Annotated in this window: 22 protein-coding genes; 8 read left to right on the top strand and 14 right to left on the bottom strand. The window is 63.3% G+C overall.

The genetic code is table 11. From position 1 onward, the window contains the following. The first annotated feature begins 364 nt into the window (after positions 1-364). The gene (locus HF916_RS18945; protein WP_168790390.1) at positions 365-1,492 is read left to right on the top strand and encodes an alkene reductase; all 1,128 of its coding nucleotides are present in this window, start codon (positions 365-367) and stop codon (positions 1,490-1,492) included. A gap of 67 nt (positions 1,493-1,559) precedes the next feature. Continuing rightward, complete coding sequence (locus HF916_RS18940) at positions 1,560-2,549, top strand: zinc-dependent alcohol dehydrogenase family protein (protein WP_168790389.1); 990 nt, start codon at positions 1,560-1,562, stop codon at positions 2,547-2,549. Here the strand turns inward: HF916_RS18940 and HF916_RS18935 are convergent. Further along, positions 2,546-3,487 carry a LysR family transcriptional regulator gene (locus HF916_RS18935; RefSeq protein ID WP_168790388.1) on the bottom strand — a complete coding sequence of 314 codons (942 nt, stop codon included), beginning with the start codon at positions 3,485-3,487 and terminating at the stop codon, positions 2,546-2,548. The two genes, HF916_RS18940 and HF916_RS18935, sit on opposite strands and share 4 nt — an antisense overlap. Positions 3,488-3,580: 93 nt before the next feature. Here HF916_RS18935 and HF916_RS18930 point away from each other — a divergent pair, with 93 nt between their 5' ends. After that, the gene (locus HF916_RS18930; RefSeq protein WP_168790387.1) at positions 3,581-4,243 is read left to right on the top strand and encodes a peroxiredoxin-like family protein; all 663 of its coding nucleotides are present in this window, start codon (positions 3,581-3,583) and stop codon (positions 4,241-4,243) included. Positions 4,244-4,267: 24 nt separating this feature from the next. Here HF916_RS18930 and HF916_RS18925 read toward each other — a convergent pair whose 3' ends face one another. Together HF916_RS18925 and HF916_RS18920 are read right to left on the bottom strand one after the other, a co-directional pair. Then, positions 4,268-4,612 carry a cupredoxin domain-containing protein gene (locus HF916_RS18925; RefSeq protein WP_168790386.1) on the bottom strand — a complete coding sequence of 115 codons (345 nt, stop codon included), beginning with the start codon at positions 4,610-4,612 and terminating at the stop codon, positions 4,268-4,270. Positions 4,613-4,645: 33 nt separating this feature from the next. After that, positions 4,646-5,590 carry a metallophosphoesterase family protein gene (locus tag HF916_RS18920; protein WP_168790385.1) on the bottom strand — a complete coding sequence of 315 codons (945 nt, stop codon included), beginning with the start codon at positions 5,588-5,590 and terminating at the stop codon, positions 4,646-4,648. 382 nt (positions 5,591-5,972) lie between these two features. Between HF916_RS18920 and HF916_RS18915 the strand changes: the two genes are divergently transcribed. Together HF916_RS18915 and HF916_RS18910 are read left to right on the top strand one after the other, a co-directional pair. Continuing rightward, complete coding sequence (locus HF916_RS18915; RefSeq protein WP_168790384.1) at positions 5,973-6,719, top strand: SDR family NAD(P)-dependent oxidoreductase; 747 nt, start codon at positions 5,973-5,975, stop codon at positions 6,717-6,719. Positions 6,720-6,787: 68 nt separating this feature from the next. Next, complete coding sequence (locus HF916_RS18910; RefSeq protein ID WP_168790383.1) at positions 6,788-7,435, top strand: glutathione S-transferase family protein; 648 nt, start codon at positions 6,788-6,790, stop codon at positions 7,433-7,435. A 233-nt stretch (positions 7,436-7,668) separates the two neighbouring features. Here the strand turns inward: HF916_RS18910 and HF916_RS18905 are convergent, their stop codons facing one another. The 5 genes from HF916_RS18905 to HF916_RS18885 all read right to left on the bottom strand — a co-directional run bounded on the left by HF916_RS18905 (position 7,669) and on the right by HF916_RS18885 (position 10,492). Then, entirely contained in the window at positions 7,669-8,676 is a 1,008-nt protein-coding gene (locus tag HF916_RS18905; protein ID WP_168790382.1) for an aldo/keto reductase, read from the bottom strand. Between the two features lie 107 nt (positions 8,677-8,783). After that, positions 8,784-9,023, bottom strand: a complete 240-nt coding sequence (locus HF916_RS18900; RefSeq protein WP_168790381.1) for a hypothetical protein — start codon at positions 9,021-9,023, stop codon at positions 8,784-8,786. Positions 9,024-9,032: 9 nt separating this feature from the next. Continuing rightward, a complete protein-coding gene (locus tag HF916_RS18895; protein WP_168790380.1) occupies positions 9,033-9,671 on the bottom strand; it encodes a glutathione S-transferase family protein in 639 nt (212 codons plus the stop codon). Positions 9,672-9,710: 39 nt separating this feature from the next. Then, a complete protein-coding gene (locus HF916_RS18890) occupies positions 9,711-10,160 on the bottom strand; it encodes an SRPBCC family protein (RefSeq protein ID WP_168790379.1) in 450 nt (149 codons plus the stop codon). Further along, complete coding sequence (locus tag HF916_RS18885; RefSeq protein ID WP_168790378.1) at positions 10,157-10,492, bottom strand: ArsR/SmtB family transcription factor; 336 nt, start codon at positions 10,490-10,492, stop codon at positions 10,157-10,159. The genes HF916_RS18890 and HF916_RS18885 overlap by 4 nt, the downstream gene beginning before the upstream one ends. A gap of 160 nt (positions 10,493-10,652) precedes the next feature. On the opposite strand from HF916_RS18885, the gene HF916_RS18880 reads away from it, so the two are divergent. Then, the gene (locus tag HF916_RS18880; protein ID WP_168790377.1) at positions 10,653-11,558 is read left to right on the top strand and encodes a LysR family transcriptional regulator; all 906 of its coding nucleotides are present in this window, start codon (positions 10,653-10,655) and stop codon (positions 11,556-11,558) included. A 24-nt stretch (positions 11,559-11,582) separates the two neighbouring features. On the opposite strand, the gene HF916_RS18875 is transcribed toward HF916_RS18880, so the two are convergent. The 3 genes from HF916_RS18875 to HF916_RS18865 form a co-directional block, all read right to left on the bottom strand. Next, the gene (locus HF916_RS18875; RefSeq protein WP_168790376.1) at positions 11,583-12,197 is read right to left on the bottom strand and encodes an HAD family hydrolase; all 615 of its coding nucleotides are present in this window, start codon (positions 12,195-12,197) and stop codon (positions 11,583-11,585) included. A 175-nt stretch (positions 12,198-12,372) separates the two neighbouring features. Further along, entirely contained in the window at positions 12,373-13,524 is a 1,152-nt protein-coding gene (locus HF916_RS18870) for a branched-chain amino acid ABC transporter substrate-binding protein (RefSeq protein ID WP_168790375.1), read from the bottom strand. A gap of 135 nt (positions 13,525-13,659) precedes the next feature. Continuing rightward, positions 13,660-14,889 carry an NAD(P)/FAD-dependent oxidoreductase gene (locus HF916_RS18865; RefSeq protein ID WP_168790374.1) on the bottom strand — a complete coding sequence of 410 codons (1,230 nt, stop codon included), beginning with the start codon at positions 14,887-14,889 and terminating at the stop codon, positions 13,660-13,662. A gap of 393 nt (positions 14,890-15,282) precedes the next feature. On the opposite strand from HF916_RS18865, the gene HF916_RS18860 reads away from it, so the two are divergent. Further along, a complete protein-coding gene (locus tag HF916_RS18860) occupies positions 15,283-16,686 on the top strand; it encodes a PLP-dependent aminotransferase family protein (protein ID WP_168790373.1) in 1,404 nt (467 codons plus the stop codon). Positions 16,687-16,807: 121 nt separating this feature from the next. Next, positions 16,808-17,893, top strand: coding sequence for a TIGR03118 family protein (locus HF916_RS18855; RefSeq protein ID WP_168790372.1), 1,086 nt, complete (start codon positions 16,808-16,810; stop codon positions 17,891-17,893). A gap of 61 nt (positions 17,894-17,954) precedes the next feature. Here HF916_RS18855 and HF916_RS18850 read toward each other — a convergent pair whose 3' ends face one another. The 3 genes from HF916_RS18850 to HF916_RS18840 all read right to left on the bottom strand — a co-directional run bounded on the left by HF916_RS18850 (position 17,955) and on the right by HF916_RS18840 (position 20,785). Continuing rightward, positions 17,955-18,914 carry a hypothetical protein gene (locus HF916_RS18850; RefSeq protein WP_168790371.1) on the bottom strand — a complete coding sequence of 320 codons (960 nt, stop codon included), beginning with the start codon at positions 18,912-18,914 and terminating at the stop codon, positions 17,955-17,957. 440 nt (positions 18,915-19,354) lie between these two features. Further along, entirely contained in the window at positions 19,355-19,513 is a 159-nt protein-coding gene (locus HF916_RS18845) for a helix-turn-helix domain-containing protein (protein ID WP_431311429.1), read from the bottom strand. Positions 19,514-19,621: 108 nt separating this feature from the next. Next, positions 19,622-20,785: an epoxide hydrolase family protein gene (locus HF916_RS18840; protein ID WP_168790370.1), complete on the bottom strand. Its 1,164-nt coding sequence runs from the start codon at positions 20,783-20,785 to the stop codon at positions 19,622-19,624. Positions 20,786-20,872 lie beyond the last annotated feature (87 nt).

Here is a 20,872-nt window from a genome sequence, read left to right as displayed (position 1 = left end):
GGCAGGGAGCTGCCGGTGGCTGTCATTCACGTAACAACCACGCCCGAGCACAGTGAGGGGACATCGACGCTTCGAGGCATGCGTTTTAAACGCAAGTGGCGTTCCTGACGGCCGGCTTTGCAGCCGAGACGGATTCTTTCTGCGGAGCGCCTGCGTAGTCGCTCGTTCTGTTTTCACACTCACGCCTGATCCGCAACACGCTCGTCTTTCGACGGACGCCGCGCGCGACCATTGATCCCGCTCTGGAATGATTCATATGCCGTCGCGTGCCTTCCCGGGGCATATCGGAATGGATAAATTCTCCATCAACGAATCGGCAACTCGCTGAACGTCTCCGAACTCACTACCCGGTAAAGGAAAGATCATGGCTCACCTGTTCACCACGAAAAAGGTCGGCGCTTACACCCTCACGCATGGCGTCGTGCTCGCACCAATGACCCGCCTGCGCACCATTCAGCCCGGCGACATTCCCAGCCCGATGATGGCCGACTTCTACGGCCAGCGCGCCTCGCAAGGCGGCCTCGAGATCGTCGAAGGCGTCAGCATTTCGATTCCCGCCCGCTCGTATCTGGGCGCCGCGAGCTTCTATCACGACGGCCAGGTGGAAGGCTGGAAAGCGGTTGCCAATGCGGTTCACGCCAAAGGCGGCCGGGTCTTCATGCAGTTGATTCATGGCGGCCGTCAAAGCCACGTCGAGATGACCGGCGGTGTCGCGCCGCTCGCGCCCTCAGTCGTCCCGTTCGACGGCGTGGCGCTGACGAAAGACGGCTTCGTACCGGCCTCGCCGCATCGGGCGGTCGGCATCGAGGAAATCCCCGGCATCGTCGAAGAGTTTCGTGTGGCCGCGCAGCGGGCGCTCGATGCGGGCTTCGACGGTGTGGAATTGCACGGCGCGAACGGCTACCTCGTCGACCAGTTCATCCAGGACGGCACCAACCACCGCACCGACGCCTACGGCGGCCCGATCGAAAACCGCGTGCGTTTCCTGCGCGAAACCGTCGAGGCGCTGATCTCCGTCTGGGGCGCGGACCGGGTCGGCGTGCGCATCTCGCCGTCCGGCGAATGGGGCGGCATCTCCGATAGCGATCCGGAAGCCACCTTCAGCCACGTCGCCCGCGTGCTCGACGGCTACGGCATTGCCTACCTGCATGTGATCGAACCGCGCATCAAGGGTGACGAAACGCTGCACGAAGGCCATGCGCCGGTCGCCGTGACATATCTGCGCCCGCACTTCTCCGGCCCGATCATCGCCGCCGGCGGATTCGACGGCGACAGCGCCGAAGCCATCGTCGCGTCCGGCGACGCGGACCTGGTCGCCTTTGGCCGCCACTTCTCGTCGAATCCGGACTTGCCGTACCGGCTCCAGCACAAGCTGCCGCTCACGCCGTATGTCCGCGCGGCGTTCTGGGGCGGCGACGAAAAGCACTACTCGGATTTTCCGGTTTATTCGCCTACTGTAGAAACCGCTAAACAAACCGCTGAAACTGCCTGAGCGCGCTCGCCCTCGCCTCGCTTGCCTCGTTGGTGGCGGGGGCGCTCACCCAACCCGGAGACTGTTAATGTCACGCACCATCATGTTTGCAAAAGCCGGTGGCCCTGAAGTGCTCGAATTCATCGAGACGCCGGTGGCCACGCCGGGTCCGCACGAAGTGCGCATCAAGGTCGAGGCCATCGGCCTGAATCGCGCCGAGTCGATGTGGCGCAGCGACGCCTATATCGAGCCTGTCAAATTTCCCGCGGGACTCGGCTACGAAGCCGCGGGCGTCGTCGATGCGGTCGGCGCCGACGTCACGGGTATCGCGCCCGGCGACAAGGTCAACGTGATCCCGTCCTTCTCGATGAACCAGTACTTCACCTATGGCGAAGTCATCGTCGTGCCGGACACTGCCGTCGTGAAGCATCCCGAGTCGCTTTCGTCCGCCGAGGCGGCATCGGTCTGGATGATGTTCGTGACCGCCTACGGCGCGCTGATCGAAGATGCGAAGGTAGGCAAAGGCGACTTCGTCATCGTGCCCGCCGCGTCGAGCAGTGTCGGCCTCGCGGCGATTCAGATCGCCAACTACGCGGGCGCGACGTCCATTGCGCTCACGCGCACTTCGGCGAAACGCGAGCGACTGCTTGAAGCCGGCGCCGCGCACGTGATCGCTACCGGCGAAACCGGTCTGGTCGCGGAAGTCATGCGCATCACGGACGGCAAAGGCGCGCGCGTGGCGTTCGATCCGGTCGGCGGCCCGAGCTTCGCAAAGCTGCTCGCGGCGCTGTCGTTTCAGGGCGTCGCCTACATCTACGGCGCGCTGAGCGATGAGGTCACGGCCTTGCCGTTGCTCGACATGATCGCCAAGGTGCTGACCGTGAAGGCCCACAACATCTGGCTGACGAGCGGCGACCCCGTACGGCAGAAGGCCGCGGTGGACTACGTGCTCAAAGGCTTCGCGAGCGGCGCGCTCAAGCCGGTGATCGACCGCACCTTCAAATTCGACGACATGGTGGCGGCGCACCGCTATCTGGAAGAGAACGGCCAATTCGGCAAGATCGTCGTGACGCTCTAGACTGGCCGCGCGGATTCGAGCGCCGGGTTCGCCACGCGTGAAGCGGGAGCGGCTTCGTCGGCCAGGCAGTTTTCCACGAACGCGGTGAACTGCCTGGCCTTGGTGCTCGCGAGGCGTCCGGTCGGATAGACGGCCGACAGACTGATGGTGGGCAGCATCCAGTCGTCCATGACCGACACCACCGCGCCCGACTTCAGTTCCGGCGTAAAGGCCCATTCGGAGGCGACGGCAACACCCATGTCGGCGAAGACGGCCGCGCGCAGGCCTTCGGTCGCGGTGATCCTGAGCCGCCCTTGCATGCGCACCGAGACTTCCGCGGTTTCCTTGCGGAACTTCCAGTCTTCGCCGCCGCCGTCGCGCGTGTAGATCAGGCACTTGTGCGCGAGCAGATCGGCCGGCGCTGCGGGAATGCCGTGGCGGCTGAAGTACGCCGGCGTGGCGATCACGCGGCGGCGTGCCTCGGCAATGCGGCGCGCGGTCATATTGGAATCGGCGAGCACGCCCATGCGCAAGGCGACGTCGATACCTTCCTCGACGAGGTCGATATTCCGGTCGTCGAGGACCAGTTCGAGTTCGAGGTTCGGATGGTCGTCGAGAAACGCCGGCAGACGCGGCACGATATGCAGCCGCGCGAAACACACCGCCGCCGACACCCGCAGTTTGCCCGAGAGACCGGCCGCCGAGCCGCGCGCGGCAATGACGGCTTCGTCGGTTTCCTCCACCGCGCGTTTCGCGCGCTGGTAGAAGCTGGTGCCGGCTTCGGTCGGCGTGAGGGTGCGCGTGGTGCGAAGCAGGAGCTTGACGCCGAGCCACTCCTCGAGTTGCGCGATTGCTTTCGACACCGCCGGCTGGCCGACATCGAAATGGCGCGCGGCGGCCGAAAACGAGCCGGTGTCGACCACGCGTATGAAAATTTCGATTGCCGCCAACCGGTCCATCACGCGTCTCCCGTGGAATAAGTGCAGCCGATTTTGCACCTTTCGCACGGACAGTGGAATGAATAAATGGGTCGCAAGAGCACGGAGGGAAACATGGCAGACGCACAAACCGTTGACAGTGTCGCATCGCGGCAGTCGGATATCGACGCCGAACTGGCAGTCAGCGCTGCGGCCGCGGCGGCGTCGAACGCCTTGCGGGCAGGCTCGCGCGCACCGCTTTTCACGTTACCCGATAGCGCCGGCCGACGCGTGAGTCTCGACGAACTGCTGAGCGCCGGACCGGTCGTGCTGCATTTTTTCAGAGGCGGCTGGTGCACGTTTGCCGAGTCGAGCCTGGCCGATTTCGCGGCAGGCTACGAGGATGTGCTCGCACTCGGCGCGAGCGCCGTCGCCATCGCGCCGCCGTGCGCGACCGCGGTGCATCGCGCCCCCGGCCATTTGCGTGATCTGCTCGACGTGGACCTGCAGGTTGCACGCGCTTATGGCGTGGCGTTCGAACTGCCGCTGCGCCTGCGCGCCACGTATGAACGGCTGGGTTACACGCGGCCGGCGGCCAATGAGGCAAGCCGCTGGCTGGTTCCCATTCCGGCCACGTTTCTGCTCGATCGCGACGGCAGCGCCGCCCTGGTCCACGTCGACGTGGACTACCGCAAATCTCTCGACATCGAATCGCTGCTGCGTGCGCTCAAGGCGCTTCAGACAAGGCACGCAGCCGATCTGCATGCAATGCGTGAGCGCCCTCGCCGCAGTCGGTAGATGGGTCTCCTGCGACGCTCACGCTCACTGCACGGTAATGGTCTCCTTCATATTCGGATGGATGCCGCAAAACACCTTGTACACGCCCGGTTTGTCGAACTTGAACTGGTACGTGTCGTTCTGGTCGAGCGCGGCGGAGCGAAACATGCCCGAGTCGTTCACGACGGTGTGCGGCTCGCCGTCGAGATTTTTCCAGGTCACGGTCGAACCGGCTTTGACCGTCATCTCCATCGGCGAGAACATGAAGTTCTTGATGACGACCGCGTTCGGCGTCTCCGCCCGCGCCACGGACAACCCGGACGATGCCGCGAACAACGCCGAACTTGCGGCCATTGCGAGCAAAACGCGGCGAATGTTTTTAGTTTGCATAACTGATCTCCTGCGATAGAAAAGAACTGACGATTAAACCAGCGTCGTGTCGTCGAGCGTGGCCTTGAGCGGATGCCGCGCAATCTTGATGCTCGTCACACCGAGCATTTTCGGGAGCTGGTCGCTGGCCACCGTCAATGGTCCGGGGCCGGGGCCGTTGCCGGCGGTCGGCTGCGGATAGGCCGTCGAGCGCGCCGTGTGGAAAGTGATGTTGCCCTCCACTTTCGACACGATCTGATGGATGTGGCCGTTCAGCACGGTTACCGAGCCGAAGCGTTTCAGATAGCTCATCGCCTGGCCCGCATCGCCGGTGCCCCAGCCCCACGGCTCGTAGATCGTCCACATCGGCATGTGCGCGAACACGACGATCGGCGTGCTGGACGAGCGCCCTTTCAAATCGTTTTCGAGCCACTCGATCTGTTCGTCGCCGAGGCCGCCCAGTCCGTTCGGCTTGAAATGCATCACGTTGACGAGGCCGACGAAATGCACGCCCTGATGGTCGAAGCTGTAATAGCCCTTGTTGTCCGAGGCCTTGCCGAAGCGGCTGAAGTATTCGGTGCCGGGGCCGTCCGTCACGTCGTGCTCGCCGGGCACGGTATGCAACTCCGTGATATTCAAACCGGACATCAACTGGGCGGCCAGATCGAACTCCGATGCCTTGGACAGATGCGTGATATCGCCGGTATGGATGGTCAGCGCGGGCTTGACCGGCATCGCGTTGACGTACTCGATGGTCTGTTTCAGCGTGCCCGCCACGTCGGGATTGGCTTCCTTGTTGAAGCCGATATGCGAGTCGCTGATCTGCAGGAAAAGTGGCACACCGCCTTTTGCGGCGGACGAGTTCTGGTCGGCGGCGAGTGCCAGTTCCACCGGCGTGAGAATGCCGCCGGCGAGAACGAACACTGTGCCCAAGCCACCGAATGCAAGACACTTCAGCGCGCCGCGCCGCGACGCGTCGAATGATTGATGTGACGACATGTTGACCTCACGATTAAGAGTCGCAGTCGAGCCGTGGATCATCCGGCGGCCCTCGCGAGTCGTTCGTCAGGCATGACTGAGCCGGGGTCGGTTTTATTCCAGCTTCGATCAACCGGCGGATGAATCGTGTTGCGGCGTTGGCGGATTGGCAAAGAGCCTCACGTCGCAACGACCGAACGCCCGGCCCGTGCCGAACGCTTGCGTTGCCCAACACGCCCCATACCTGACAGGCATGCCCGCCAGCTTATAAAGTCTTTTTACTCCGGCTGGGAAGTCACTAAATTGCACTCAAGGCAACGATTTAAAGCAGATCGCAACCCGCTCAAACAGCCGCAACTGCTTCGCCCCCATACCGCAAATACATACCCTTCAGGAGTTTGAAATGAGCCAGCCCGTTATTCTGATCACCGGTGCACTCACCGGCATCGGCCGCGCCACTGCCCTCGCTTTCGCCGAAACCGGCGCCCGTCTCGTCGTCTCCGGCCGTCGCGAAGCCGAAGGCAAGGCGCTTGAAAAAGAACTGCGCGAACTCGGCGCGGATGCCCACTTCATCCAGGCCGACGTGCGCCGCGACGAGGAAGTCGCGAGCCTTGTCGACCAGACGGTCACGCGCTTCGGCCGCATCGACGCCGCCGTGAACAACGCCGGCACCGAAGGCCAGCCCGGCGCGATCACCAGTCAAACCGTCGAGAGCTACGCCGCAACGTTCGACACCAACGTGCTCGGCACGCTGCTCAGCATGAAGCACGAACTCCGCGTGATGTCGGCGCAAAAGAGCGGCAGCGTGGTGAACGTTTCGTCGACTTACGGTCATGAAGGCGCGGCCTTCGCTTCCGTGTACGCCGGCAGCAAGCATGCGGTGGAAGGCATGACCAAGTCGGCGGCGCTCGAAGTGGCGTCCACCGGCGTGCGGGTCAACGCCGTCGCGCCGGGGCCGACCGACACCGGCATGCTCGACCGCTTCACCGGCACGCCGGAGAACAAGGCCGCGCTCGCCGCGAAGGTGCCGCTCGGCCGCATCGGCAAGCCGGACGACGTGGCGCGCGCCATCGTGTTCCTGGCATCGGAGGCGGCGTCGTTCGTCACGGGGCAGATCGTGACCGTCGACGGCGGCAAGACCGCCGGCTGAATGTCGCCCGATCGCAGCGGCGCGCGGCAAAGCGCGCGCCTCGAAGCATCATTCAAAGGACTATGAACATGACTACCGAAACATTGACGCTTTACCATTCCACTGCATCGCCGAACTCGCGGCGCGTACGCATCTTTCTCGCTGAAAAAGGCGTGACGGTGACGCTCGCGGCGGTCGACCTCGGCAAAGGCGAACAGCACGGTGACGCCTATCGCGCGATCAATCCCCGGCGCGTCGTGCCGACGCTGGTGCTCGAAGACGGCACGTCGATCGGCGAGGTGCCCGCCATCCAGCGCTACATTGAAGACGTCTATCCCGACACACCGCTTTTCGGCACCACACCGAAAGATAAAGCGCTGATCACGATGTGGGAACGGCGCGCGGAACAGGAGGGGTTTGCCTCGGTGATGGAAGCGATCCGCAACACCGCGCCCGGTTTAAAGGGCCGCGCGATTGCCGGCCCGCACGACTACGAGCAGATTGCGGCGCTCGCCGAACGCAGCCGGCAACGGGCCGCCCATTTTCTGGCGGACCTCGACGATCGCCTGAAACAGTCCGCGTTCGTGGCGGGCGAGCGTTTCTCGGTCGCCGACATTAGCGCGCTGGTGACGATCGACTTCGCCGCGAAAGCAATCGACTTGCAAGTGCCGGCTGAGCTGAACTCGCTCAGGCGTTGGTATGACACGGTGTCCTCGCGACCCGGTGCTGCGGCGTGACCTGTTGCGGCATATGAAGCGGCATGAAAACAGCGGCCCGCATCGATGCAACTCGATGCGGGCCGCAGAACTACAAGTGCGTTGAGTGCTTAAGCTGGTTTTCTCATTTTTTTTTCAGCGAAAAAGGTCTCCCGCATTAGCACCGAATGGCTAGCGAGAATATAAGGACGTGTTGGCACCTCAGCACTTAAAGTTCACAAAGGAATTAGCGCGAATAATACGCAAACGATCGGTTAGCCATTCACCGCTGCCACGATTCGTGCGCATATCGCCTTGTCGGGCAACGGGCCCGAACCGGCCTGAACGTTGTCGGCCATGTATTGCGGACGCCCCGTGCCGGGAATCACGACCGTCACCGCTGGCTGCGCGAGCACGAACTTCAGAAGAATCCGCGCCCAACTCGTGCAGCCGATTTCCGCTGCCCACGCAGGCAGCGGCGTTTTGCCGACGCGTGCCAGCAGCCCGCCGCCGCCGAAGGGCTGATTGATCACGACGCCGATGCCCAACTCCGCCGCGAGCGGCAAGATGCGCGCTTCGGCGGCGCGGTCGTCCGCAGCGTAGTTGATCTGCACGAAGTCGGGCTTCTCGCTGCGCATGACGGCCGCGACTTCGTCGAAGGCACTCGACGTGTAGTGCGTGATGCCGATGTAACGAATCCGGCCGCGTGCTTTCCAGTCGCGCAGCGTGGCGAGTTGCGTGCGCCAGTCGAGCAGGTTGTGAACCTGCATCAGATCGATGCGCGGCTGCTGAAAGCGGCGCAGCGATTCTTCCATCTGCGCGATGCCCGCCTCGCGTCCCTCGGTCCAGACCTTGGTGGCGACGAAGGCTTGGTTGTGCGCATTCAGTTGCGTGAGCAGCGCACCGGCGACGGCTTCCGACGAGCCGTACATCGGCGATGAATCGATCACCGAACCACCGGCTTCGAACAGAATGCGCAGCACGTCGGCGAGTTGCGCTCGGCCAGCGGGATCGTTGCCGACATCGAAGGTGCGCCAGGTGCCGCAGCCGACTACAGGCAAGCGTTCGCCCGTGGCGGGAATCACGCGTTGCGCCATGCGTGGCAGCGGCGTGGTGGCGGATCCGGTTTGCGACTGGGGCGATGGCGATGGCGTTTGCGTTTGGCCCGTCACCAGTCGCGGCAAAGCGAGCGATGCCGACAAGCCGATCGCGGTACTGCGAGCCGTGCGCAGAAAACGACGTCTGCCCAAAACCCCTACAGCGTTTTTCGACGAAAGTGCCATGACGTGCCCTCGATTCGCGCGCAGTACAGTGACTCTGTACGATACGGCAAATCGACACAGCACGTTGAAGCCACGCAAGCCGCCCTGCTTCGACGATCAAACGCGCACTAGCGGATAAAGTGCCCGCAATTCGGCATGCTGCCCAGCAGCCCGATCAACGACGACTGCTGTCCACCACCCGCCACCGCAAACTGATCCGCCGCCATGGCGGACCCCGCCGCGGCACCAATCGCGATGACCGCGATCGCAATCCGGCGCAGCCGCCCGATGCGGCCGGCGAGCGAGCCCGACACGCTGCGCCAGCTGGCCAGCAAGGTCATCGTGAGTGCAACGATCGCGCAGCACATGACTCCTCCTCAGGCGTTCGCCGTGGCGCGCTCCTGCCGCGCGGGAAACGGATCGCGCCATGCGTCGATCGCGTTCAGCTGATCGTGCCAGCGCACCACTTCCGGAAACTCTTCAACCGGCATCGCCGCGCTTTTAGCGTACGGCAGCGAGATGCCGACCGAGAAATCCGCGACCGACAGGTCATCACCCAGCAGCCACTTGCGTCCCTTCAGATGCTGGTTGAGCACGGCGGCATGCTTGCGGAAAAACCCTTGCGCTTCGGCGACCTTCGAGGCGTCGGGCTCGCCGAGTCCGACCCACGGCTTGATCAGATACTCGAAGTAAAGCGCGCCGGCATGCCGGAGCAGATGCTGGCTATTCCAGCTGAACCAGCGCACGATGTCGATCTGCTGCTGCGCGCCCCGCGGCCAGAGCGGCGATTCCGCGCGCTGCGCAAGATGGCACATGATCGCGTCGGCCTCCCAGATGATCGTCTCGCCGTCGACGAGACAAGGCACCTTGCCGTTCGGATTGATCGCCAGATAGTCCGGCCGGGTATGCTCGCCCTTGCTCAGATCGACAAAGGCGTAGTCGATTGGTAACCCTAAATATTGGGCCAATGCGCAGGTTTTCCTGGGAGACAGCGTTTCAGCATAGTAAAGCTTCATGGTCGACCTCAGTAGGCGTTGACTTCGGTGGAATGTGCTTCATCCGGCTTCGTTTTCCAGCTCGGCAATCAGTGCGTCCAGCTTTTCGAATGCACCGTTCCAGCCAGTCTGATGACCATCGCGCGCGGCCTCATCGAAGAACTGCGCGTGAGTGAAATACAGTTCGGTGCCCTCTTCGACCGGACGAAACCGGATCGTCACGAGCGACCGGCGCTCGGGCAGCGTGACCCACTCCCACGTGAAGACGAGCTTGCGGTCCGCTTCGACTTCCTGGTACTCGCCGCGGCAGTCGTGCGTTTCGCCATCCAGCGTCTGAAACACCACGCGAAAGCGGCCGCCCACGCGCGGATCGGCTTCGGCGCTCAGCACTGGCCCGGCGTCCGGTCCCCACCAACGCGCCATCAGTTCGGGCCGCGTCCATGCTGCATAGACTCTTGCAGGCGGCGCCTTGATGCGCCGAATGATGGTCAGGCTGGGCTTTTCGTTCATTCGTCGTTCCCCTCAACAAAATCGGCGAGCCGGTCGAGACTCGCGGACCAGAAGCGTTCGTAGCGTCGCAACCACGCCATCGCTTCTTCCATCGGACCGGCGACCAGTTCGACCGAAACGGTTCGGCCATTTTTCGTGCGCGCCACCAGACCTGCGTCGCTCAGCACGTCGAGGTGCTTCATGACGGCGGGCAGTTTGAGCGGCAACGGACGCGCGATTTCCGTGACGGACAGACCGGGCTCGCGCTCGAGACGCGCGAGGATGGCCCGCCGCGTGGGGTCCACGAGGGCGGAAAACGTGCGATCGAGTTGACTGACTGGAGACTTTGCCATATGGTGAACTATAGGCCTTGAACTCCGGGAGTCAAGGTTTTTTGCGGCCGACTCCGTGAACCCGTAGGCCGCTTCGCACTGTCCGTCATGAACGCGTCACGGCTATCATTCCAACGATTCGCGAGTACGGATTCGCTCAGCTTCGAGAGGACAGCACCGTATGGACCTTCTTCAAGGCATGGCAGTGTTCAAGCGCGTCGTGGACGCCTCCAGTTTCTCGAAAGCGGCCGATTCGCTGGAAATGCCGCGCGCCTCCGTGTCGACGGTCGTGCAGAATCTGGAGAGTCATCTCGGCGTGCGCCTGCTCAATCGCACGACGCGCCGCGTGCAGGTGACCGACGACGGCGCGCTTTACTACGAATACTGCGCACGCATTCTCGCCGAGGTCTCCGACGCCGAGTCGGCGCTATCGAGCAAACGTCAAAGTCCGCGCGGCACGGTCCGCGTCGACACGTCCGCCACGTTCGCGGCTCACGTGCTGATTCCCGTGATGCGCGATTTCAACGCGCGCTATCCCGACATCACGGTGAAGCTGGGCCTGGCTGACCGCAACGTGGATCTCGTGCAGGAAGGCGTGGATTGCGTGATCCGAATCGGCGTGCTCGACGATTCGAACCTGGTGGCGCGCTCGCTCGGCAGCGTGCGCATGACGATCTGCGCCGCGCCTGCCTATCTTGAGCAGATGGGCGAGCCCGCCACGCCCGACGATCTCGACCGGCACCGCGCGGTGAATTATTTTTCCGCGCGCACAGGGCGCGTCTATCCGATGGAGTTCGAAGCGGACGGCGTCCTCATCAAAAGACCGATCGAGGGCAAACTCGCGGTCAACGAAGGCCTGGTCTATGTTGCGTCGGCAGTGGAAGGCTTGGGCCTGATTCAGACGCCGCGTTTCATGGTGGCGAAGGCACTCGAATCCGGCGCGCTGCGTGAGATTCTGCGCGACTGCCATTGCGCGCCGTTGCCGCTCTCGATTCTTTATCCGCACCGTCGTTTGAGCATGTCCGTGCGGGTGTTCAGCGAGTGGGTGCACGAACTGGTGCAGCAGAATCCGGACTTCAGCGATTAGCGAGTTTGAAAACCGCCATGGCCGCTATATCAAACCGCGACGCTGCAATTCGTCCGACAATGCGCCGACGCTGACGAACGTGTGCCCTTGCAGTCCCGCACCGACCGCGCCGTTCACGTTGGCTGCCGTGTCGTCGACGAAAAGCGTTTGGGCCGCGGGCACGCCGAGTTGCTCCACACAACGCAGATAGGTTTGCGCCGCCGGCTTCGCTGCACCGAACGCCGCCGACGAGTAAACCTGCGGCCCGAACAGCCGTGCGACAGGCGGATTCAGATAAGCGATGTGATCGGTCAACAGGCGGCAATTATTCGTCAGCACCGCGATGCGGTGCCGCTCGGCGACCTGGGCGGCAAGCGCGAGCGCCTCGTGGTTCGGCGTAATCGACGCGTGACGGGCGGCCAGCCAATCGTCGCGGCTGATCGGGTAGTTCAGCAGCATGCCTAACTCGCGCAGATACTCGTCATCGCTGATCTGGCCACCGTCCGCGCGCGCTTCGAGGCCCGAACCCCAGATTGCGTGACGCACGGTGTCCGGTGTGCAACCCGCGGTCGCCGCCAGATGCTCGACTCGCGCGGCGCGGTCGTAGTGGGACAGAACACCTTCCATGTCGAACAGAACCAGCGTGATGGATGCGGGCATGCTGTCGGCCTCGCGTCGAAAGCTTTCAGAAATGAAGCAACCGCGCGACGCGATGACGACGAACGGTTGCCTGTTTCTATTGTGCCTCGACAAAACCATCACTGCCGGCACCACGGTTTTCTCACAGACCTCAGCGAAGCGGCAGCTCAATACGGTCTGCTTTCGAAAAGACCGATCATGCGCCGCTGCCGCCTACCGTCTTGACGCTTTTCCATTGGCCCTGCTCAACCTGGAACAATGTGTACGGCGGCTTGATCAGATCACCGTAAGGATCGAAGGTGATATTGCCGGTGACGCCCGTGACCGTGACCTTGGCGAGACTGTCGACGATCTTCGCGCGATCGAGCGAGTCGGCGGCGTGGATCGCTTTCAGCATGGCGAGCGCCGCGTCATAGGAAAACGGCGCGTACAGTTCGACATCCTGATTGAAACGCGCCTTGTAGCGCTTGCCGAACGCCTGCGCGGCCGGCAGCTTGTCGAGCGCCGGGCCCGGTTCGAGATCCTGCGTCCCGTTGCCCGCCGTGCCGGCAATCTGCAGGAATGCATTGCTCTTCAGCGCGCCGGCGCCAAACAGTTGCGTGTTCATGCCCAGCGATCGCATCTGCTTGACCAGCATCGCGCCTTGCTCATCCAGACCGCCGAAGAAAATCAGGTCGACGTTCTTGCTCTTCAGCGTGGTCAGAATGGCGCGAAAATCGATCGCTTTGTCGTTGGTGAATTCCCGATCGACAATGTTGCCGTTCGCTTCCTTGACGCCCTTTTCGAACGCATCCGCCAGCCCTTGCCCGAACGCGGTGCGGTCGTCGATGATCGCAATGCGCTTCGCCTTGATCTGCTCCACCACGAAATGCCCCGCCACGACGCCGCCGATACCGTCGTGGCCCATCGTGCGAAACACGTTCTTGAAGCCTTGCTTCGTCAATTGCGGATTGGTCGATCCAGGCGTGATCATCGCCACATTCGCCTGGTGATAGACCGTCGACGCAGGAATGCTGCAGCCCGAGTTGTAGTGGCCAATCACGCCCACCACGCCGTCGTCGACCAGTTTCTGCGCGACCTGAATCGCCACGCGCGGGTCGGCCTGATCATCCTGCACGTCGAGCACGAACTTGACCGGCTTGCCGCCGATCACCGGGTTCTTCGCGTTCTCTTCATCGAGCGCCAACTGCGCGCCGTACTGCAAGTCCTTGCCGACCCGGGCAACCGGCCCCGTCAACGGTCCAACGAAACCGATCTTGACGATCTGGGGGTCGGCGGCCCACGAAAACGGCATATACGTGGCGAGTGCACAGACAGTGGCACTCAACAGCCAATAGCGGCGATTCATGATGCGCTCCTTGCGAGATGTGACGTCGCGCGTGTGTGTGCAGGTTGGCCGATCCGATGCGCGACGCGTCGAAACCGCTCTGCGATGCTGGTGGTAAAACCTTAAAAAAATCTGCGAACGAACCCTCTGTTGCAATCAAAAGCGCGTGGCCGCGTAGGGCGCAAGATCGAGCGGCGGCGCACGCTGTGCGATCAGATCGGCGACGATGCGCCCGCTCACGCCCGCCAGCGTCAAACCCAGATGCTGATGACCGAATGCGTAAATTACGCGCGTGCTCGCGCGTGAGCGTGCGAGCACCGGCACGCCGTCGGGCAACGTGGGGCGAAAGCCGAGCCAGTTGCTATCCGGCGTATCGAGTGCGGGCAACGCCCGCTTCGACGAAAACGTCAGCAGATCGAGCAGCGAGCGGTTGCGCGTATCACCGAAGCCGGCGAGTTCGACCGTGCCCGCCACGCGCAAGCCGTCGCTCATCGGCGTCATGTAGAAGCCGCGCTCGGCCCAGCCGACCGGCCGCGACACCAGGTGCTGCGCGCCGGGAAAGCGCACGTGATAGCCGCGCTCCGTGTCGAGCGGAACCGGGTCGCCGCACTGGCTGGCGAACTGCGCCGAGCGTGCGCCGGTCGCCACTACCACGTGATCGAAACGCCGCGTCACGCCGCCGACCGTCAGGCTCGCGCTGTCCGTGCCGGGTTGCACCGCGTCGACGGTCGAGCGCTCGAGCTTCAGACCCTGCGCGGCGAGTTGCTCATAAAGCGTCTGCAGAAAGCCTTGCGGATTGGAAAAGTGCCAGCTATTGCTGAACAACACGCCGCGCTCGAAGATCGGCGCCAGCGCCGGTTCAAGGGCGCGAATTGCGGCGCCGTCGAGCACCTCGAAAGCGACGCCCAGCTTTTGCCGCAGCTCGAGCGCGGGACGCGCGGCATCGAACGAAGCCGCGTTCGAATACAGATAGAGACACTCGCGCGGCCGGACAAAACGCGCCAACTCCGCATTGGCGAGCAGCGGCGCGTAGCCGTCCTTCGCGCAATCCAGTAGCGCGGCGAGCGCACCGGCGCTTGTTTCATAGCGGCGCGGCAGCGAACTCATCATGAAGCGCGCGAGCCACGGCGCGAGATGCGGCAGATACCCCCAACGCAATCTGAACGGGCTTTGATTCGACAGCAGGAAACGCGGCAAATCGCGGAACACGGACGGGTTGTTGACCGGAATGCACGCATAGTGCGCGAAGGTGCCGGCATTGCCGAACGACGCGCCCTGCCCCACACCGGCCGGATCGAACAGCGTGACCCGATGACCGTCGCGCATCAGCGCCGCAGCGCTCGCGAGGCCGATGAATCCCGCACCGATGATGGCAATCTCCGGCATCACTTGCGCCCTTCGCCGAAGCCCATGCGCGCGTCTCCGGTGAACGAGCCGGCGCCGGGTTTCCGCGCGGTGTCGGGTGCGGAGGACTGGGGAAAGCTCATCGGACAACTCCTGCTGACAGATTGCTGAACACCGCCCGGCGACGTCTCCTGCTTCGCGCCACCAGACAAACCATGGCTCTAGAATCACACAATATTTTTTTGTGTGCAATTAAAACGCACATTGTGTGGCCCTAGCATTTTCCCTGGATCGCCGCTGGTGCACTCCTTGCCAGCGCGTCGTGGCCGCCTGAGCAAGCGCTGAAGGCTTGCAGTCAGGCATGTCTGGTATAGAATCGGCAAACCTCCGCACAATTGCGGACAAAGCCGGTTTTGTATGGAGACACCTGATCTTATGGCTTCTGACAAAGACGCCGCCCGCCCCGCCCATGGCGCGCCGGAGCAGGCGAAACGGTCCACCTATATCGAGGTGTCCAGTTCGATCGAAAACGAGATTCGCAGCGGCATTTATCCGCCGGGCAGCCGCCTGCCGCCGCAGCGGCAACTGGCCACCGAACTGGGCATCAACGTGTCCACGGTTTCGCGCGCGTACAAGGAATTGCAATTGCGCGGACTCGTGATCGGCAGCAAACGGCGCGGCTCGCTCGTGACCGGTGGCGCGATGCCGAGCGTGGAACCGGCGCAGGCCACGAGCAACGCGGCGATCGATCTGACCGTCAACCGTCCGGCCACGGGCGAGTTCCTGAAATGCCTCGCTCGCACGCTGGCCGACTTGCCGCGCGATCCGCGCTATCCGCAATTGCAGGAGTACCAGCCGCCGCAGGGGCCCGCGTGGGCGCGCGTGGCCGGCGCGCGCTGGATGGCCGCGCCCGGCTTTGCCCCGTCGGCCGATCACGTGGTCGTCACGAGCGGCGCGCAGCATGGCTTGTACGCGGTGCTGAACAGTCTGATCGGCACCGACGGCGTGATCCTCGCCGATCAGCTCACCTACTACGGCCTCAAAGCGCTCGCGCCGGTGTTCCAGTTCGAGATCGTCGGTATTCCTAGCGATCGCGACGGGCTGCTGACCGACGAAGTGGAACGCGCCTGCCGGCGCATGCCGGTGAAGGCGATTTTCACCGTGCCGAACCTGCAGAACCCGACCGTCACGACCATGAGTCTCGAACGACGCATGGCGCTCGTCGATATTGCCCGACGCCACAGCGTGGCGATCATCGAGGACGATGTATATGGCCCGCTCGTCTCGCAACGGCTGCCGACGATCGCGAGCCTGTGCCCGGAACTCACCTTCCACCTCGCGGCTACGTCGAAGATCCTCGCCCCCGGTCTGCGGCTCGGCTATCTGCTGAGTCCGCCCGACAGCGCCGCGCTATGCGCGGAAGCCGTGCGCACGACGGCATGGATGCCCGCGCCGATGTCGATGCTGATCGCGTCGATCTGGATCGAAGACGGCACCGCGCGCCATATCATGGACGCGCAACTCGCCGAGATTCGCGCGCGCCAGGATCTCGCGCGCGAACTGTTGCCGCAGGAGTTGCTGCAGACCGATCCGGCGTGCATGTTCGTCTGGCTGAAGTTGCCGCCGCCGTGGCGCGCCGACGACTTCGCGGCCAATGCGAAGGCGCGCGGCGTCGTGGTGATGCCGTCGTCGGCGTTTGCCGTGGACCGGTCGGAGATCGAGCATGGAGTACGGATCAACCTCGCCTGCGCGACCAGCCGCGATCAGCTCGTGAGCGCGCTGCGGCTCCTGACCAGCACGCTCAAGGATCGTCCGCGGGCGCTGTTCGGCACGATATGACGCGCCGCCCAACTGGCCGCTCAACATCGATCAAAAAAACTTCTCTGCCAAAGGAATAAAGCCGCAACGCCGTGCGTTCAATAGGCGCAATGACCATCGGTCATGACAGAGAGGTGCGGCCATGAAATCTGTGCTTAAGGCATTGGGCGTCGTCGTGGGCGGCGCGGCATTGGTGAGTCTTGTCGCTTCGTGTGGCGGCTCCAATTCGGTCAATAGCCAATCGTTTACGTCGACGGCACTCGTATCGGACGGCGCCGTCGCGGCGTCGCATACGGACCCGAATCTGAAAAACGCGTGGGGCGTTGCGTTCAATCCAAAGGGTTTCGTCTGGGTGGCCGACAACGCCACCTCGCTGGCAACGCTCTATGACGGCAACGGCACGCCACAATCGCTCGTCGTCAGCATTCCGAACGGAATCAACGGACCGGCGAATCCGACCGGTATCGTGTTCAACGGCACGACGGACTTCGTCGTGACTCAAGGCGGCAAATCCGGCGTGGGCGCATTTATCTTTGACGGCGAAGGCGGCACGATTACCGCGTGGGCGCCGGCGGTCGGGCCCACCACCGCCTTCGTCGTATTCGACAGCGGCAGCGCCGCCGCAGTCTACAAGGGCCTCGCACTGGCCAGCAACGGTGGCGCCAACTTCCTCTACGCCGCCGACTTTCACAACAACAGAATCGACGTCTTCGACAAGAGCTTCGCGAAGGTGTCGACGCCCGGCAAGTTTCAGGACGCGTCGCTCCCGGCAGGCTTTGCGCCGTTCGGCATTCAGGCAATCGGCGCGAAGCTTTTCGTGACCTACGCGAAACAGGACGCGGCGGCCCACGACAACGTCGACGGCGCCGGCCTCGGTTTCGTGGATGTCTACGATACGGCGGGCAACCTGTTGCAGCGTTTCGCCTCAGGGGGCGTGCTGAACGCGCCGTGGGGCGTCACGCAGGCGCCGGCCAATTTTGGACGCTTCAGTGGCGACGTGCTGATCGGCAATTTCGGTGACGGCACGATCAACGCCTTCGATCCGGCGAGCGGCCAGTCTCTCGGCGCCATCAACTCGCCCGATAACACGTCGTTCGTGCAGCACGGCCTTTGGGGTATCGCGTTCGGCAATGGGCTCAGCAATCAGCCGGTCAACACGCTGTTTTTCGCCGCCGGGCCGAATGAAGAAGCGAACGGCGTCTATGGACGTATCGATGTGAAAATGTGACGGGCGAACGCGCTTTGCGGGCGCTCGCTGCCATGCATAGGCGACTGACGCGGCTAGCTCTTCACGCCGCGCAGCGCATGCGCGCCGCGAGCCGCTCCACGTTCAGCATCCTCACGATCCGCTTGACCGCGTGACGCACGCGGCCACGCAAATGCGCCACGCGCATGTTGCGCCAGAAACGGTCCGGCACGAAATCGTCGAAACGCGCTTCTTTTTCGAGGAGTGCCTTGCCGCCGGGCAAATGGACGAACGAACAGCAGCGGAACCAGCGCAAATCCCGATAGTTGTTGCCGGGCCAATGACGCCCTACAGCCTGATACGCACCGACTTCGATCAGCACTTGCCCTTCGTCGCTGAGCGCATTGAGCGCGGCCGAGATGAACGCTTCGTCGCCGTGATGCCTCAGACGCTCGCTTTCGCTGAGATAGCGTGCGTAACTGGCTCGCGCACGCGGCACCAGCCGGCGCAACGCAGCGGGTGTCGCGAGTAGAAATTCGCCGCCGTACCAGCGCGGATTCATCAACCGCTGATCAGCGACGATTTGCAGATCCGCGACTACGCGCTCGCTGCCGTAGGCCGGAAACACCTGATCCGAAATATCGAATACGCCGAGGCCGGCTTGCGCGCATCGTTCGATCAGATCGGGGTCGAGCGGCAGCAGCGCCACCATGTCGGCGTCGAGCAACAACATCATCGTGTCGGCGGGCAAGCTCTCCGCTACCTGGTCCATCAGGTCGAGCTTGAAATGCGCGGCGTAGAACGGCGTGTTCTTCGGCAACTCGATCGTCGCGGTCAGTGGCGTGACGGCCGGGCGTTTCTCCGTCGGCATGCCTTCGAGCCGGCGCGCGACCAGCTCCGGCGCGTTGGTCATGATGGTCAAGGTCGGCATGCCCACGCGCCGCAAGCTGTTATTCAGGCAGATCGCCTGGCTCACGTACGAGAGCGGATCGCGATTCGTCGAGTTGGGACCCGGCTTCGCATCGGCATCGACATAAACGAGAGTGCACGGAAAAAGATTCACGTTGCTCCTCAGCGCGCGTGAGCGACGGATCGCCTTTTAGCGATGCCGTTACTGTCGGAGGTTGATCCACATGTTCTTGCCTGGGGCGCGAAAGCACCCGCAAGGTGCGCGACATTTGAAATCGCGAATCGTGCCATCGTGGCGTCACATTCGAGCCGGGCACGCTGATCTGCGGCGATGGAGTCGGATGAACCGGGGCGCAGTCATCAGGGTTGGTCTATCGTTTCACGTCCTTGCATTGCCTTTCCGCCAAAACGCAGAGAGACATGACGTGGCGCTGTCGCAGGCTCATGCGGATCATCGGCATCGCGCAATAATTGCGGATGCGATATGGAGCGTCGCGAATAACTTACTCGTTGCGATTCCGTCGATGTGCTTACGATTGGCAGACACGTCATTTGCATGCCCACGCGCTCGCAACTTTGCGACAGACAAAAGCGCTATTCCGCCGCGTCCGGTTCATCTCCGTATTGCATGCCGTGTGAAGTGAGCAGACGATAAAGCGTGGTGCGCGAGATGCTGAGTTCGCGCGCGGCGTCGCCGGGGCGGCCGCGATGGCGCTGCAGCGCGAGTTCGATCGCCTTGGCCGGCGTCGCCAATGCGGGTCTCGCACTGGCCTATCCCGGCGCGGATGCGCGCGGTGTGCAGCTCGGCCTGGTGCATTGGTTCCAACGCTGCCTGGCGGCGGCAGCGCGGCCGCGTTTTGACTAGCTCCGCGGCTGCCGCAGCGGCCGGAAGAACTGGCGAATTTCCGCGGCGAGCAAATCGGGCTTTTCCATTGCCGCGAAATGTCCGCCGCCCGGCATGTCGCTCCACTGCACGACGTCGAACGTTCTTTCGAGCCAACTGCGCGGCGGGTGATTGATCTCCTTCGGAAAGTGCGCAAAGCCGACCGGCGGCGCGACGCGTTGTCCTTCTGCGAAACGCATCGGCTGCAAGCGGTTTTCCCAGTACATCTGGATCGCCGGGCCGATACACTGCGTGTACCAGTAGAGCGAGATGTTGGTCAGCAGCTCGTCTTTAGAAAACACACGCTCCACGTCGCCTTCGCAATCGCTCCACGCGCGAAACTTCTCGCCGATCCATGCAGCCAGTCCCACTGGCGAATCGTTGAGCGACGCAGCGAGCGTCTGCGGTTTGGTGGTGTGCATGTGCGCATAACCGCCTTCGAGCGCGGCCCACTCGTTTTTCTCCCGCAGGAAATTTTCTTCTGCCGGCGTAAGCGGTTTTTGCGCCGCGCCGATGGCCGGCTCATACGAGCTCGGCAGGAAGTTGAGATGAATGCCGTCGACGGCTTGCGGATGCCGCGCGGCGAGCGCGATCGATACGCCCGCGCCGAGATCGCCGCCTTGCGCGCCGAAGCGCTGATAACCGAGGCCTTGCATCAGCGAGGCCCACAAATCCGCCACCTGAAACGCGGACATGCCGGATTGCGCGGGCGCCTGCGAAAACGCAAAGCCAGGCAGCGAAGGCACGACGACATCGAAGGCATCGGCAGGATCGCCGCCGGACGCGGCCGGGTCGCATAAGCGGTCGAGCAACGCATGAAACTCGAAGAACGAGCCGGGCCAGCCATGGGTGATCACGAGCGGATACGGAGCCGGTCCTGCGCCGCGCCGATGGACGAAATGCACGCGTTGCCCTTGTACATCGGCGAGAAATTGCGGCTGCTGATTCAAGCCGCGCTCGGCCGCGCGCCAGTCGAAACGCTCGGCCCAATACTCAGCCAGTTGACGCAGCCATGTGGCATCGGCGCCCTGTTGCCAGGCCGGCGACGGCGTCGCCGGTGCCCAACGGGTCGCGCGAATTCGCCGGCGAAGATCGTCGATATCGTGATCGTCGATTGCAATCTTAAACGCTTGTGTCTGCATGGCAACTCGTCCGGGACGGTGTGTTGGTTGACGTGCGCATCTGCCTCAAACAGCAAAGCCCACGCCTGGCTCAGGCAGCGAGCCAGC

The sequence above is a fragment of the Paraburkholderia aromaticivorans genome (genome assembly GCF_012689525.1).
Classification (GTDB): Bacteria; Pseudomonadota; Gammaproteobacteria; order Burkholderiales; family Burkholderiaceae; genus Paraburkholderia; species Paraburkholderia aromaticivorans_A.
This window is presented reverse-complemented; position numbering and strand designations above follow the sequence as displayed.

What these genes read in the sequence shown, in the direction of transcription:
- HF916_RS18915 (WP_168790384.1), top strand. Translation starts at nt 5,973, where the DNA reads ATGAGCCAGCCCGTTATTCTGATCACCGGTGCACTCACCGGCATCGGC.
- HF916_RS18865 (WP_168790374.1), bottom strand. Translation starts at nt 14,889, where the DNA reads ATGCCGGAGATTGCCATCATCGGTGCGGGATTCATCGGCCTCGCGAGC.
- HF916_RS18890 (WP_168790379.1), bottom strand. Translation starts at nt 10,160, where the DNA reads ATGAACGAAAAGCCCAGCCTGACCATCATTCGGCGCATCAAGGCGCCG.
- HF916_RS18860 (WP_168790373.1), top strand. Translation starts at nt 15,283, where the DNA reads ATGGCTTCTGACAAAGACGCCGCCCGCCCCGCCCATGGCGCGCCGGAG.
- HF916_RS18905 (WP_168790382.1), bottom strand. Translation starts at nt 8,676, where the DNA reads ATGGCACTTTCGTCGAAAAACGCTGTAGGGGTTTTGGGCAGACGTCGT.
- HF916_RS18840 (WP_168790370.1), bottom strand. Translation starts at nt 20,785, where the DNA reads ATGCAGACACAAGCGTTTAAGATTGCAATCGACGATCACGATATCGAC.
- HF916_RS18925 (WP_168790386.1), bottom strand. Translation starts at nt 4,612, where the DNA reads ATGCAAACTAAAAACATTCGCCGCGTTTTGCTCGCAATGGCCGCAAGT.
- HF916_RS18885 (WP_168790378.1), bottom strand. Translation starts at nt 10,492, where the DNA reads ATGGCAAAGTCTCCAGTCAGTCAACTCGATCGCACGTTTTCCGCCCTC.
- HF916_RS18900 (WP_168790381.1), bottom strand. Translation starts at nt 9,023, where the DNA reads ATGTGCTGCGCGATCGTTGCACTCACGATGACCTTGCTGGCCAGCTGG.
- HF916_RS18870 (WP_168790375.1), bottom strand. Translation starts at nt 13,524, where the DNA reads ATGAATCGCCGCTATTGGCTGTTGAGTGCCACTGTCTGTGCACTCGCC.
- HF916_RS18910 (WP_168790383.1), top strand. Translation starts at nt 6,788, where the DNA reads ATGACTACCGAAACATTGACGCTTTACCATTCCACTGCATCGCCGAAC.
- HF916_RS18880 (WP_168790377.1), top strand. Translation starts at nt 10,653, where the DNA reads ATGGACCTTCTTCAAGGCATGGCAGTGTTCAAGCGCGTCGTGGACGCC.
- HF916_RS18935 (WP_168790388.1), bottom strand. Translation starts at nt 3,487, where the DNA reads ATGGACCGGTTGGCGGCAATCGAAATTTTCATACGCGTGGTCGACACC.
- HF916_RS18895 (WP_168790380.1), bottom strand. Translation starts at nt 9,671, where the DNA reads ATGAAGCTTTACTATGCTGAAACGCTGTCTCCCAGGAAAACCTGCGCA.
- HF916_RS18875 (WP_168790376.1), bottom strand. Translation starts at nt 12,197, where the DNA reads ATGCCCGCATCCATCACGCTGGTTCTGTTCGACATGGAAGGTGTTCTG.
- HF916_RS18920 (WP_168790385.1), bottom strand. Translation starts at nt 5,590, where the DNA reads ATGTCGTCACATCAATCATTCGACGCGTCGCGGCGCGGCGCGCTGAAG.
- HF916_RS18940 (WP_168790389.1), top strand. Translation starts at nt 1,560, where the DNA reads ATGTCACGCACCATCATGTTTGCAAAAGCCGGTGGCCCTGAAGTGCTC.
- HF916_RS18930 (WP_168790387.1), top strand. Translation starts at nt 3,581, where the DNA reads ATGGCAGACGCACAAACCGTTGACAGTGTCGCATCGCGGCAGTCGGAT.
- HF916_RS18945 (WP_168790390.1), top strand. Translation starts at nt 365, where the DNA reads ATGGCTCACCTGTTCACCACGAAAAAGGTCGGCGCTTACACCCTCACG.
- HF916_RS18855 (WP_168790372.1), top strand. Translation starts at nt 16,808, where the DNA reads ATGAAATCTGTGCTTAAGGCATTGGGCGTCGTCGTGGGCGGCGCGGCA.